General features: G+C 36.0%; 7 protein-coding genes. All 7 read right to left on the bottom strand.

Features of this window, described 5'->3' with window-relative positions:
* Nucleotides 1–63 precede the first annotated feature (63 nt).
* Nucleotides 64–1,134: a tyrosine recombinase XerS gene (xerS, locus tag OCF96_RS05370; protein ID WP_261446628.1), complete on the bottom strand. Its 1,071-nt coding sequence runs from the start codon at nt 1,132–1,134 to the stop codon at nt 64–66.
* 273 nt (nt 1,135–1,407) lie between these two features.
* On the bottom strand, nt 1,408–1,845 hold the full coding sequence (locus tag OCF96_RS05365) for a MepB family protein (RefSeq protein WP_061424846.1): 438 nt from the start codon (nt 1,843–1,845) through the stop codon (nt 1,408–1,410).
* 88 nt (nt 1,846–1,933) lie between these two features.
* Nucleotides 1,934–3,484: a ClC family H(+)/Cl(-) exchange transporter gene (locus OCF96_RS05360; protein ID WP_261446627.1), complete on the bottom strand. Its 1,551-nt coding sequence runs from the start codon at nt 3,482–3,484 to the stop codon at nt 1,934–1,936.
* A gap of 16 nt (nt 3,485–3,500) precedes the next feature.
* Complete coding sequence (locus OCF96_RS05355; protein WP_261446626.1) at nt 3,501–4,280, bottom strand: ribonuclease HII; 780 nt, start codon at nt 4,278–4,280, stop codon at nt 3,501–3,503.
* Entirely contained in the window at nt 4,267–5,118 is an 852-nt protein-coding gene (gene ylqF, locus OCF96_RS05350) for a ribosome biogenesis GTPase YlqF (RefSeq protein ID WP_261446625.1), read from the bottom strand. The genes OCF96_RS05355 and ylqF overlap by 14 nt, the downstream gene beginning before the upstream one ends.
* Nucleotides 5,119–5,369: 251 nt before the next feature.
* Entirely contained in the window at nt 5,370–11,087 is a 5,718-nt protein-coding gene (locus tag OCF96_RS05345; protein WP_261039661.1) for an SIALI-17 repeat-containing surface protein, read from the bottom strand.
* Nucleotides 11,088–11,129: 42 nt separating this feature from the next.
* Nucleotides 11,130–15,914 (bottom strand): ZmpA/ZmpB/ZmpC family metallo-endopeptidase (locus OCF96_RS05340; protein WP_261446624.1); only part of this gene is annotated, 4,785 nt, incomplete at its 5' end.

The following is a 15,914-nucleotide window of genomic DNA, read 5'->3' as shown; positions in this document are numbered from 1 at the left end:
AGTTGGTTAGTTGGCCGACTTCTTTTTTAAAAATCATATATTACATAATTTATTTTATGTATTTCATAAACTATCTAGAGCATTCTTTTGTTCATCATTAACGATATGGGTATAGAGGTCAGTGACTTGTGTGCTGGCATGTCCTAGCTGATGGCTGACCAAAACTTGAGATTTAGTGGCATCATAGAGCCTAGTTGCTAGGGTATGTCGTAGTTTATGGGGTGTTACACGCACTTTGAAGTCCTCAGAGTACTTAGCAACCATCTTTTCAACACTGGAAGCATCGATACGATTAGGAACCCCTCTGTAGAGAGTCAAAAAAAGGGCTGTATCTGTTTTTTCTATCTTATAGCGTTGATTACGAATGGCTAGATAATTCTCTAGATAAGGTTTTGCAAAGGCAGCAACATTGACCGAGTCACGTTTCCCCCCTTTTCTAGTGACATCGATAACCATCATTTTGAGATTGAGATCCCTTAAATCCAGATTAACAGCTTCAGATAAGCGGACACCAGAAGCCAATAGAAGGGCGATAATTGCCAAATCACGTTCCTTGTTCTTATTAAATGAAGATAGGGCGCGATTTGAAAGCTGTTGTGGGTACTCTTGGTCGATATAAGTTAGAAAACCTTCTGTTTCATCACCCAGAAAGAGTTTTTGCTTGATGTTCTCAGCTCTGGCAGCAAGTGTTTCCTTCTTTTTCTTGGTTGAAACTTTCTTCATTACATTGCGATAGAAATAAGGTTCTCCTTGGTCGTTCTCAACCTCCTCGGTCAGATACTTGTAAAGACTAGAAAGTGCTGACAAGGTTCGATTGATGGTTGTCTGCGAAACACCCTGTTTTGTTGTATTAGCATTCAGTAGGGGACGTTCTCGTAGATAAAGGATAAAAGATTCCATGTCTTTCTTAGACATATTTTCCAAGACAGATAAAGGAATATCAGCCATTTTATCAGCATTTGAAATGCCAGACTCCAAAACCCAGCTGAAAAATCGATCGTATTCCTTGAGGTATTCGTACAAGGTTGTAAAACTATATGGGACAGCAAGCTTGGATTGGTAGTATTCCAGAACATACCAGGGCATGATTTGTTTTAGTTTGTCGATTCGTTCCAGTAAAATCTCACGTTTCATGTATTTTCTCCATAAATAAGTCTCTACTAGTAGTATAGCATAGACTTATTTATTTTTCAAGAAAATTATAGTTTTTCGGAAAGATGTTATAGGGCTTTTTAATAGAATAACCAAAAATGATTTCATTTTTAATAACTAAAAAATTTTTTCGACAAAAATTGTCTATAATGTACTTTATTCCTGAGAAACTAACACAAAGACTTGGTTCTTTTTTCATAAGAACCAAGTCTTTGTGTCTGATATGAATCTACTAGAAATTTTTCAAAGTCATTCTTATAATTCAATTTCTCTAAAAAATTTCAATTGCCATTTTTGTGTTGATTGAGCCGTTGTATTTAAATTTGTGCACCAAGGCGGATAAAATCGCATGGACATTTTTCCTTTGCTGTTTTTTGTTGAGAGAATTTTCTTACAAGTAGCAACTTCGTTTGGAATAATAAATAGCCCCTTTTTATCATTATCGATGACAACGATAACAAGTTCAGTTCCCAAATCTTCATTGGTATAAGGAATGTTCATGTTATTTTTGTCTTTTTTCCAAAAAACTGTAAAATATCCTTCTTTTTTCGGTGTTCTTTTTGCTAAGCGGCATCTTTTATATCCTTGCTCATCCTTTATTTTGATAAGAATACCTTCGTATTTTTCATTCCACTTTTCTTTAATGAATTCAAAATCACCATAAAACTCATATAGAACATCTAGTATTTTCATTATGATGTATGTCCTCCCTTATCAAAATCAACAAAATATTCTTGATATATTTATTACATAATAAAAATTATGTAATAATATTTTTGATCTACAACAACAAATCTTTGACTTTCCCAATTTCACTTTTTGGAATCACCAGGTGGATCATATCCCCCAGATACATTCTGGTTGAGCCGTTAACTGTTTGGCTCTTGCCATTATGGACTTGGGTGGTGATGAGTACGTTATGTGGTAAGTTGAGTTCGTGTACTTGTTTTCCTGCTATTTTATCTGAAACAGGGATTTCAATGAGAGTGACTTCTCCTTCATCTGTCGCTTCTTCTGGCAGCATTTTTTCCAACATAGCCTCATAGACCGGTGCACCCTTGAGTAGATCCATGATGATGTAGGCGACCAAGGTCACTAAACCAAGTGGCATGAGGTTGCGAATATCTCCTACCATCTCAGTTACGAGTATCATAGCGGTTAAGGGAGCCTTGGATATTGCTCCAAAATAGCCACTCATTCCCAGAATGACAAATATAGGGAATTGCCCTTGATTTACAAGTCCAAGATTGACACAAATAACACCAACTAGCGCACCAAGTAAGGACCCAAGCGCCAAAATTGGTAGGAAAATACCTCCTGGAAGGCCACTTCCATAACTAATCATGCTCCAAACAAAGCGAATCAAAAAGTAAGCTAATAGAACTTGAAAACTAAAATCTTGCTCAGTCAGGGAAAGAACTAGCTGATTTCCACCACCAAGGATTTGGGGTAAGAAGATTCCGACTGGTATGATGAGAATAAAAGCCATAATTGGATAATAAGCTTTATCCAAACGTATTTTTTGGCCAATCCAATCATAAACTCTACCGACGTTGAGTACAGCTTTCTCATAGAGAAAACCAGATAGTCCAAGAAAAACTCCCATGAGGAGGTAAATCCAATACTGGTCTAGGGTCATGAGTGGGATGTTGTCTGGCATATCCAGTACGGGTGTTAGGCCAAATATGAGCAGAGAAACAAAGTTTGCTACGAGACTAGCAGCGAGAGTAGATACCCAGAAAAAGCGTGAAAAATGGTGATAAACTTCTTCTACCACAAAGAGAAGTCCTGCAATCGGCGCATTAAAGGCTGCAGCTAGACCAGCGGCAGCTCCACTAGCAATCAAGGAGCGTTCCTCTACTGGACTGGATTTGAGCCATTTGGCAATTCCTTTACCACCAACCGCTCCAAGTTGAATACTTGGTCCTTCGCGCCCCAGCATAAGACCGCTAGCAATAGCCAAAATTCCTAGAATATATTTTTTCCAAAGAACTCCCCACCAGTTGAGAGTAATCAATCCCTTTAATTCTGCTTCGACTTGAGGAATTCCTGAGCCTTTGATATCTTTTTCTGATCGAGTTAATTTCGCACTGAGCCAACAAACTATTAAATAAAATAGACCAATGATAAAAAGATTGCGCACTAGATGCGCTTGATCTTGATAAAGTCCTTGTATCAGGTGGAAGCCTTTTTCAATTAAGAAACGAAAGGATCCAACGATAATTCCAACAACGAGACCAACAATGATTCCTCGTCCAACTTGGGATAATATGGTGCTTGAGGCAAAGGCAAATTCTTTCTTGGAGCTGAGTATTTCTGACTGTTCCTCCATAATCCTTCCTTCTAACTTAACTTTCTTTTTCTCTTGAAACCAGCGATTTAATAGGTTCAAAGCTGGTTCGATGAATTGGGGTAACTCCTAGTTTTGTGAGGCCTTCTAGGTGTTTAGCAGTTCCATATCCTGCATTAGCAGCGAAATCATAGCCGGGAAATTGCTGGTCGAATTCCTTCATCAATTCATCACGTGTCACCTTGGCTACTATAGAAGCCGCTGCAATTGAAAGGGAATTCGCATCACCTTTGATGATAGATGTTTGTAAAATTGGTAAATCCAGTTTCATGGCATCTATCAAAAGGTGCTCAGGTTGAGGACTGAGCTGGGAGATTGCTTCTTTCATGGCCAGTTTGGTTGCTTCATAGATATTGACTTGGTCGATGACCTGATTATCCATGATACCAATGCCGATTGACAAGGCTTGCTCCTGAACGGCTTGAAAAATCTCCAGATGTTTCTTTTTAGGAATTTTCTTGCTGTCATTGAGGCCTCTAATTTTACAATTTTTAGGCAAGATAACGGCTGCAGCAACTACTGGCCCAGCCAGAGGACCTCGGCCGACCTCATCAACACCAGCAATTAAGGTCAATCCTTGTTTGTAAAGTTCTTTTTCATAGGAAAGCATGGATTCCAAACGAAGATCCTCATCCAATTCTGCCTGAATGGCTTTTTTACGCTTGCTGATTTCCTTTTGAACTCCTGAACGACTATCCTTTTCCAGCTCTAAAAAAATAGGGCTATCAAGGTCATTGACAGTAGCAAGGAGTTCTTTGATTTCTTTAATCGTCGCCATCGAGGTCTTCCAATGTATCTAAGGTATAGTTACCAAGTTTGCCGTCGCGGACTTCCTTCACGAAGAGACTGTAGAAACGGTCATAGTCGTCACGGAAACCGAGGGCGCGGGTCATATCCATAATAATAACAGGTGCTTCTTCCTCAATTTTCATTTGTTTGAAGCGTTCAGCCAGCTTTTCTGGATAATGTTCTTTGAAATAATTGAGACCAAAAATGGTCACCTCATCCATAGGAAGCAACTGGTCTTTGATAGCTCCAGTCAAGGCCAACTTAAGCGCAACAGTTTCATCTTCAAACTTAGGCCAAAGAATTCCTGGCGTGTCTAGGATTTCAAGATCTTTATTGGTTTTGAGCCATTGTTGCCCCTTGGTAACCCCTGGTTTATTACCGACAACGGCAATTTTTTTACCAGCCAAACGGTTCATGAGAGTTGATTTACCAGCGTTTGGAATTCCGATAATCATGGTACGCAAGGTTTCAATCTTGATGCCACGTTCTTTTTGGCGAGCAATCTTATCCGCCATGAGCTTTTTGGCCGCATCTGTTACAACTTTTACAGTCACTTGCTCTTTGGAGTTGATAGCTAGCGTCTGAATTCCTTGTGATTCAAAATACTGGCGCCATTCCTTGGTCATTGCTGGATCAGCCAAATCCGCCTTGTTTAAAATCAAGAGTTTTGGTTTGTCACCAACAATCTTTGTCAACATAAGATTTTGACTAGATAAAGGTAAGCGTGCATCCACCAAAATCGTCACAAAATCAACAAATTTTAAATTCTCCTGCACTTGTCGACGCGCTTTAGACATGTGACCAGGAAACCATTGAATAGTAGCCATTGATTTTTTTCCTTTCATAGCAAGGGTTTAGAGCCCCTATTTTATTTTACTATTGTTTGAACGTAGAGAGTTTTCAAATGAAGGATGTTCAAACAGTTTTTGTTTAATTACATAGAAATCTACCTTATATTATATCATGCCTTCTCTATTTTGTCTGATGATAGCCTTTTAAGCTCCCTGTATAGAAAAAAGCCATCAAATGATGACTTTTCATAGGGAGCAAAAAACTGCCTCCTTTATATTTTAAACATTTAAATGTCTTTTTTAAACAATTGATTAAAGAAACCGTCTGTGTTTTTAAGAAGAGCTTTAAAGACTTTTTCTTTGAGTGCAACAGTGTGTGAGAAATCACCTGATTTCTTTAAATCTTCCTCAACCGCTTTAACAAAGATATCCTTCAATTGTGTATAGTTGGTAATTTGTTTACCGTCAATTTCAATAGTAGTAAATCCTTGCTCTGCTTTAGCTTTAACGTCGTGATACCAATGTTTCTTCCAATCTTCAAGGTTTAAGAATTGGTTGTTTGAAACTTTTTTGATAATGAAATCATCACCCAATCTACCCTGGTTTTGTTTATTAGCTTCACCTTGGTATTTGCTAGATACATATCCGATAAATCCATTTTCATAGCCAAAGTAACCCCACATACGGAAGGCATTATGCTTGAATGATAATGAACCTGGAGCACCTTTGCTTGTATTACCACCATAAATACCAGCCATCATTTGAACATTAACATATGCTGAATTAGGCGTGAAGTCCTCTGGTCGGAACACACCATTACCCGGATTGTTATGTTTGGTCATTAAATTATTATCAACCAAATCATCAATACTTGCCAATGGTTTAGTTTTCTCTCCGTCATTTAGGTCACGAACTTTATCCCATTGGTGTGGAGCAGTTAAATTATTTAAGCCATCAACATGTCTATCGACTCTGTCAATTTTCTTGAACCACTTGCTATTATCACCATTTAATTTTGGAATTACAGCATCTGCTTCAACATAATCCAACATCATTAACGCTTCATTGTAGTTCTTCATGTAGCGATCAATATCTTCACGAGTTTGAAGCTTATCAGGGTTATAATTGTACCATTGATTACCATCATTTTCACGATGATAAGCCATATTCAAACCTAAAGCGCCATATTCACCGTTTCCTGTCGATTTATCAGGTGTCTGTAACATACCTTGCGCATAGGCTTCGACGTCTGTACCTTGACGGTGTCTATGACCACCGAAGTAAAGCATTCTATCATTAACGTGTGTTGTTTCGTGAGTAAAGGCTGAAATACCAAACGGACTAATCATATTTGTTCCCATGAAATAAACTTGGTCATTATTATTAGGATCTGGGAAAATAGATGCCATAGCTCCCATATTCCAGTTGGTATTATGGAATTTCCAAGTTGGTCCATATAATTCACGAATAGGTGCAATTGGTTTATTGTTCTTATCATAACCCATACGATTTACACCTTCAACGTTATGATAGTTTTGGTTATCCCAAACAGGTGTCGGAACCCTATTTTGACTCTTGAGTAATTGGTCACGTACACTTGGCAATGCTAAACGTGACCAGAAATCAAGGTAAGTTTGTTGACCTTTCGCAACATTATCAATCTCTTTCTTAAATTCGTTTCTAGCTTCTTCTGTATACTTACCATATTTCTCAAAAGAGCTATAAGCCATTGTATTGTAAGTTGAAATCAAGAACATATGTGCATTCTTAAGCGTTAATAGAGGTAGGATCATACGATTATGAACACCATTGTTCAAACCATCAAATGCACGATGACGTTTGTTAGCAAAATCAGGATTCGTTGTTTGAGGTTCTGATACATATACATTCTTAGCCGCATGGATAAACCAATCATTTAAATCAGTATCGTTAGTAAAGAGACGCATGTTGTAATCTAAGAAGCCATGTAATTCAGCTTTACCAATAGTTCCACCAATCATATCACGATAAGCATCCAAAGTTCTGTCGCCCTTGATATTTCGCTCGCTTGATCCAATTCGAATCAAGAAATCAAGAAGGTCAACTGACTTACCATAGAAGTCAGGTTTAAACATCATCAAGTTCTTGATAGTCATATCCCCATACTTGATATCATAGTAACGATTAAGGTAAGTAAGAGCCATCACGATTTTAGCTTTATTTTCATCCACCTTCTTAACAAGTGCTTTCATAGCCGCTTCGTCACTATTTAATTGATGGTCAGCATTTTCAATCAAAGATTTGACCAATTTATCAAGATTAGCTTTCGTTTCAGCAAAACTTTCTTCGAGATAAAGGTCTCGGATATAACCGTTTTTACGTTCCTCTGTATTTTCTTCAGCTCTATCCCGATTACCCATCAAGGCACGTACTTCAGGAGAAATTAATTCAACAGTCGCTAACCTACCTTTAATGTTTTGAATCAATTGATTACGATTTTTATCAACCATGTTTGGTGTATAAACAATGTCACCCAATCCATCGATACTATACTCACGAACTTGCGCTACTTTAGACTCTTTTTGATGAACAGCTTTGATTTCTTTAGTCTTATCTGCATAGTGAATCATCACATGATCAATATCTGATAAATCCGTTACAAATTGTCCGTCTTTCATTCCTGTAACTGATAACACTTCTTTTGTCAACAAGTTTGAATCTTCAGTTAGTTTATTACCTTGGTTAACAATCCACTCTTTGTTGTAGAACGGTTGAAGCTTTTCAATGTTACGATATGCTAAATCACGTTCTGTTTTGTAGTCTTGAGTTGTCTTATACTCATTTTCACGAGAAGTCAACACATTCAATTTGTTTACAACAGGATTTTTAATCTCAAAGGTGTTAGCCGTAATACCGTATCCTTCAATTTTCTTATTCGCTTCTTCTGTTTTAATAGTCTTAACGTTCTTAGAACGTTTAAAGCTTGAAGTACCTGTGCTTACACCTTCAACAACGAAATCTCTATTCAATCGATTTCCTGAAAAATAACCGTCTTCTTCGTCAATGTTCTTAGAACCATAGAAGATTTCACCTTTGGTAACTTTCATCATAGAAACGTTGTCTTCTAGTAAACCTAGAACCCAGTTCGAACTGATAAATCCACCAACTTCAACAGGATTTTGAATATCAATCGTACCTTTTGCCACAGAATGGCGAATTGAACCTTCTTTACCAACAGTGTTGTTATCCATGCCGTTATCGGTTGTTGCTGCAATACCACCAGCTTTAGCTTTATTACCTGTAATATCGGCTTCAACATAGGCTTTATCTACGTTACCTTTCCAGATTTCACCAACAATACCAGCTACTTTCCAACCTTTGTCACCGAATGAATGTATTTTACCAATGAAGGCAACGTCATTCAATTTACCACCTTTGTCGAGTTTGTTAATAATACCAGCAACATTGTTATTGCCAACAACAGAACCTGTAACTTTAACTTTTTCAACAGTAGCATTCTTAACCATATTAGCAAGAGGTGCTACATTATCAGCCCAAGGCATATTGACATCAACATTACCTAGATTAATGTTTTTAATTGAACCATTTTCAACACGATCAAATAACGGTCGAGCGATGTTATGAATCGTGTATTGCTTACCATCGACACTTGATAAATGACCTTGGAATGTCCCAGGTACATATTGTTTACCAGCAGCAGGAACATTCGTAGCATTCAAATCGGCACCGATTTTAAACGTACCTTTCATGTCCGCTCTCATCGCCTCAACCAACTCTTTAAAGTTGTAGTAAACATTATCCGTTTTTGGTACAGGTTTTTCGAGGTAGTGAATATACTGATTACGAACCTTAGTTGGGTCTGTATGTTGAATCAAATCTTGAGCAGTTGCTGTAATTTTAAAAAGTTCTTTTTCTTTTTCAGTCACCAACTCAATCTTATCAACTGCTAAACGTGTTACTTTATTATCACGACTAGTGATTTTCAAGTACATCTTCTTCACATCTTCATCTGAAGGTTTTTCAGTCATGAAATCATTAGGTGTTTCAGTACCATCGTCATTTACCTTCACTAAATTAGTAGATGCGATATTTTTAATTTCAACTTTTTTCAAATCCAAGCGAAGTGGTTTCTCTTCTAATGTTGCAGTTTCTTCTCCCTTACCACGGTCATAGGTCATAGTGGTTTCTATCTTATAGTCCTTGTAGAATTTTAAATCTTCTACCTGCTTATCTAATTGCTCTGAAGTTAAATCTACTGTTTTGACAATTTCATTTCCATCTTTAATTGTCGCAGTAATTTTATTGATCTTGACTCCATCTGTATTAACCAAATGATAAGAAAGATTTGCGGAGCGGTCTAATACATTTGTATCTGTTCGCTCCAAAGTCAAAACAGGAGCCGTTTTTTCTTTAGGCTTTTCTTTTGTACCTTTTACAAGAATTTCAGGCTTCATTTCTTTCAAAATAGTTACTGTTTCAACTGGTTCACTAATTTTTTTGCCATGTAACTCTTCATAGCTAGTAACAATTTGACGTTCGCCATCCTCACCAACTTGTTTAATAGAATCATCGCCTATAAATTTGGTAGAATCAGATTCTTCTACAGTCGTTTTAGGAATAGTCTCTGTCCGGATATCGGTATGTAGAGAAGGCAATTCTTCTCTTTCTGGTGCAACTTCTGAAACTGTAGATATTGGTTCAGTATACTCTGGAATGTTGATAACAGGTGGCTCAATCAAGTTGCCATTTTCATCTACTCCTGTTGTACCTACAGGTTCAGTATATTCTGGTTTCTCAGCATTAGGAGCATCGTCTGGAACTGTGCCTACCGGTTCAGTGTATGCTGGTTTTTCATGAACTTCCGGTTCCCCTTTATCAGTTACAATAGCTTCAGGTAATGCTGGCTGAACTTCTGGTTCTCCTTTATCAGTCACAACAGCTTCAGGTAATGATGGTTGAATTTCTGGTTCCCCTTTGTCAGTCACAACCGCTTCTGGTAACGCTGGCTGAACTTCTGGTTCCCCTTTGTCAGTCACAACCGCTTCTGGTAACGCTGGCTGAACTTCAGGTTCGCCTTTGTCAGTCACAACAGCTTCTGGTAATGCTGGCTGAACTTCAGGTTCGCCTTTTTCAATTACAACAGCCTCTGGCAATTCAGGTTGAACCTCAGGTTCTACCAAATTACCATCAACTGGTGCTGTATACTCTGGTTTTTTATAAACTTCTGGTTCAACTAAATTACCGCCAATTGGAGCTGTATGTTTAGGCTTATCTGCTTTAGGCGCCTCGTCAGGAACTGTGCCTATCGGTTCAGTATATTCTGGTTTTTCATGAACTTCAGGCTCAACCAGATTACCACCAACTGGTGCTGTATGTTCTGGATTTTCAGCCTTAGGCGCCTCGTCAGGAACCATACCCACAGGATCAGTGTACTCAGGTTTTTCAGCCTTAGGCGCTTCATTATGAACACTTTGAATTTCAGATACTGGAACATTTTTTGTCCCCTCAGATTTATGTTGAATTTCTGAGATTACATCATCATCAAGAGGTAAGTATCCAATATAACGATATCCAGCAATTTGAACTACACCTTCATTACTTGAAGCTTTCAAAGGATTGCTTATATCAAGTGCTTGCATACTAGAAAGACTAATCAGTCCGATAGTAGTAACTAAGAACACACTACTAACTTTTTTCTTTTTATGAACCAAAAGAACTAAACTACCAATAGCTAATAGACCTAAAACTGTAAGCACAGAAGTCGAGGAACCTGTTGCAGGAAGAGCTTCCTGCTGATAAATAAGAGCATAGGTTGCTTCATTATCAGTAGGAATTCCTGCTTGAATCTTAGTTTGTTCTTCTTGTGTAAGAGCGCTTTTTTCAATGTAATGATAGGTAGAAGCATGAATGATTGACGGTGCAACCAAGACACTTCCGAGTAACACCGAACCAACAATCCCACAGATTTTTCGGATCGAAAATCGCTCTTTTTTAAATAATGACAAGTGTAATCACCTTCTTTAATTTTATTTTTTTAATAGTAAACACTATTTTTTATTCTCAAAAATTGAACTTCTAAAATCATTAGTTTGATCTAGATAAGCTTTAAAGATTGCTCTCTTCAATTTATGAACTGCACTATCAGTCTCTGGATTATAGTTATCCCAATGAGTACCTTCTGCATCTTTACGGACAGCTTCATTCATTAGTTTCTGCAACTCATCTATACTACTTGTGGTTTTTGTTGCAAAGCTTGTCCACGATTTACTTGTATCCTTAAAGGTAACTTTGTTCAATTTATTGAACTTAGTTTGACGCTCTGCATACATAGCCTTTTTAAAATCACTCCAAGTGTGGTATTGACCATTAAATAATTTCTGAAGTACTAATGTATCTGTTACTAATCCTTTGGTCTTACCATATGAGGTAATCGTTTTATTATTTTCCCTAGCATCGGGTTCAAATTGATTTGAAATATATGGTACCATACCATCTTTAAAGCCTTTTGCAGCCAATAGTTCATAAGCCATACGACGTCCCATTAGGTCACCTGGCGTTCCGTCATCATTACTTAATGCTGCATAAATCGGCGCAAATAGTTTTATAGTAAAATAGCCATTTCTTTCGTATGTTTTTGACGCATATTCCCTAGACGAAATAATATTATTATCAATCAAATCATTGAATGAACGTAGTTTTTTAGCTTCTTCTACTGTTAGATCTCTGACAACATTTGTTGCATATACGTTATTTCCATCTGGATCCTTGACGAATACATTCTCAATTTTTCTCAGTGCAGTCATTTTCTCTGAATTAGATAAATGTTGAATGATTGATTGTCCTTCAAGATATTCCAACATATAGACAACATCAAACATATTGTGGACATATTGCTTCAAATCATCTGCACTATTAAATCTCGTAGTTGGATCGAGTATTTGTAATCGTTCTCCTTCTTTGCTATCCGATTTTAAATGTTTCAAGATCGAGTTGATGGTGATGGTTGCGTCATTTGGATGGTCTGGTGCTTGCAATAAGCCTTTTGCGAAGAACTCTGGTCCCAAGCCACTTCTTCGACCATAGCCACCAAGATAAATTTCTCTATCTGAGTTATGCGTCATTTCATGCGTATATGTTACCGCACCAGATTTATCAAGCATACGATAAGCCATATAGTAGAATGCGTCCCCTGTTGCATATGCACCATTAGCATTGTGAACTACATTATTACCTGCTGGACCAAAGAAATGTTTTATTGCTGGATGATTAGTTTCAAAGTTAGCTTCTTGTAACTTATTATCTTCATCATTTCCAAATCTAAATGCATCATATACTGGGATACTTCTAAATAATTTTTCTTTATTTTCATTATCTAGAATTTTATACCAATAATCATAATGGTCTCTAAATCGTTTAGCCGCTGCTTGTGCATTCTCTTCAACAAATTTATTTAATTTTTCTCCCTTAGGATATTCTTTACTTCTATATCTATCATATGCACCAAATCCAATAGTAGAGATATTCGCTATCATAAACACAGATTTTTCAGGTAGTGTTAATAACGGCAACACCATACTTTGATATTTCCATGATGGGCTAGTTAATCTATCATATACACCAATAGAATATGGACTACCTGCTATTGATTGTTTATCACTTACCTCTTTAATCGTAGATTTTTCTTCTACTATATAAGCTTTTGTTTGTTTTTTAAACCACTCGTTGTTAGAAGTTTTTGGTAAAAATACTTTTCTATATCCTTCTAATGCTTTAAATAAACTTTCAGTTCCATAATTTTTCGCTAATAATACATTATAAGTAATTACATTATTTTTCGCTAATAAATTGTTAAAGCCAGACTTACCTAGTTCAATAACATTATCTAAGGCTGAACTATTTGATTTACCGAAGAAATCCAAGTGATACATAACTAAATCTTTAGCACTTGCATTATCATATTTAAAATTATACCAACGTTCTAGATAAGTTAAACCTAGAAGTAACGCTTCTTTATTATTCTTAATTTTTTCTATTACATAATTATCAATTATTGAATTACTATTTTCAGCTATTGCCGCGTCAGCAGAAAGAAGTTTTGATAAACTATCTTCAATGTTTGCTTTTGTTTTGTCGAATTGTTCATCTAGATATAACTCTGTTAAACTAATACCTTTAGAAATATCTAATACTTTTCTAATTGCATCTGATTTATATTCTACTTTATTTAATTCTGGTAATACTTCATCTAAAATATTTTTATAATTTCGAAGTAATGTATTTGGTGTGTAAATTAATTTTGTACCATTCAAACTATACTCTGCTACATTTGAAAAATCACTTTGATATTGTATATTTATCGTTTCTGATGTATTGTCCGTGTAATATAGTAATAGTTTATTTATACTTGATTTACTTCCGTTAACATCACTAATTATTTCTTTATCTTTCATAGGAACTACTGATAATAATTCTTTTTTGTAAAGATTACTACTAGTCTCTACTAAATTCCCGTACTTAACTATTGTTTCTCTATTATAGAATGGTAATAATTTTTCAATATTTTTATAAACTTGTTCTTTTGATGAATCGGCATTTTCAAGATTTCTATAGTCAGTTACATATCTAGAAGAGAAATTGAAGTCTTCTACTTTAGTACTTTGTTTAGAAACTAACTCAACTTTTTTAGCATTCACTTTGTCAGATTCTAATATCGTACCTCTTTGTACATCTGAATCTTTAGTTACAAGTTCATCGTCCACTTGAACTACATTTACTACTTTATTATTTTTATTACTATATGTCTTAAATGCTTTAATACCATTAAAATCATAACCAACTATAGCGTTCCCATTAGTAACATTAACATCACTTAGCACATCAGATAGTCGACCTGAATTTTCAACTTCTCCTGAATTATCCCAAAGATTACCAACGACTCCACCAACTTTACCAAAATGTTTCACATTATTAACATTACCTTCAACATAGCTATTACTGATTGTCGCTCTATCATCAACAACTCCCGCTATACCACCAACAATTTGGTCTCCTTGATTAGCATTTGTCGCCATATCAATAGACGAAACTGATCTATCAATTGAAGCTCTAGCTCCTGAAAGTTTACCAACTAAACCACCTATTTGATAAGTAGCCTTTGTGTCATAAGTATTAGTTATTCTACCAGTATAACTACTATTCAAGATTTTAGAATCTGTAACTTGTGAAACTAAACCACCAATGCCACGTTCACCAGCAATTACACCAGATGAGTGAACATTAGTAATGTTAGTACCATTTTTCGCTTCTTTCGCTATTGTAGCAGCATCTTCTTTAGAAGAAACATTTGCTTCTTTTATTGAAAGATCTCGAATATTAGCATGATTTAAAACGTTAAATAACGGTTTTTTCAGGTTATATACAGCATAGTTCTTATCCTTGTTTGAACCTATTAATGTACCACTAAATTCGTGATTAATATAACTTTCTTGACCTTCCAAAAGTTCTACTTCACGAGCATCCATAGTCGCCCCTAGACGAAATGTACCATGTGGGTTACTATTCATATCATCTACAAGATTTTTAAATGATGTATAAACACCATTTTCACTACTTACCGTCTTAGGTAGGTAGTATGTATAATTATCTAATACTCTATCATTTTCATGTTGTATCAAATTATTTACGCGAGCCACTATTTTATAGACTTCTCTATTATCTTTATTATCATTAGTAATACTTTCAACTGGAAGCATTACATCCTTAAAATTCTCTGACTTAACTTTCATAAAGTAATTTGAAGAGATGTTTGGCACACTTGAAAGTGAAGTTACATGACGATACTTATCTCCTTCTTTCGAATATAGTTCAACAGAAGAAATATTTCTAAGTTCTAATTTTTTAACAATTTCTTTCTCTTCTTTAGTGTCATCTTTTTTCTCATCTTTATGACGTTCAAGAGCATCATATTTAGGTGTAATTTCTTTACCGTTTATAATACTTCTAATCCAAGCTAATTGTGTTGGAGATAAAATCAATCCTCCTGAACGATTTTCAGCTCCATTTTGGTGTATACCAATGACTTCTCCTTTAGAGTTAAAGATTCCTCCACCACTCATACCAGCTTTTCCACCTTGGTATTGGACACCATAAGTATTATTAGCGTATTTTTGTTCCATTTCTACAGTAGTATCTTTTAAGTGAGTATACTGCCCAGCAGGATATCCATGAACATTTAGTTTGTCATTAACATTTACTTTCGAGTAATTTTCTACTAAGTTGGCATACTGTCTTCTAGTAGATTCAGGTAATTTAATAACTGCTAAATCGTAGATAAAGCCTTTTGGATAATCTTTTTGATTATAGAAGTGAATATCATCTGAAGTGAATGAACCTTTTTGTCCATCAGGTGACTGCCATTCATATGTGTTTTTAGCTTTATCTCCCCTAAACTCACCAGTAGTGTTATCTGAAGAATTATTAATAAAATTATGCGCTACTGTCAACAATACGTTAGGAGCTATAAAAGTAGCTGAACCCGTTCCTGATAATGCTTTGTTATCTTTAACAAAATTCATTCGAAGAAGTGCACTAGCATTTTTTTCTACATTATTGTTTTCTGTTGTATTGTTTAACTCTACTGCAGGTTTAGGCTTCTCTGTTTTCGGTGATTCAATTTTCCCTGTGTATTCTTTCGGTGGTTCCACTTTTTCTGGTTCGACTATCGCTCCAGCTTGAACCCCTGTATACTCTTTCGGTGGTTCTACTTTTTCTGGTTCGACTATCGCCCCAGCTTGTACTCCTGTATATTCTTTCGGTGCTTCTACTTTTTCTGG

This window comes from Streptococcus mitis (genome assembly GCF_946190065.1).
Taxonomy (GTDB): Bacteria; Bacillota; Bacilli; order Lactobacillales; family Streptococcaceae; genus Streptococcus; species Streptococcus mitis_DE.
The sequence above is the reverse complement of the archived record's forward strand: the minus strand, read 5'-3'. Positions and strand labels throughout refer to the sequence as shown.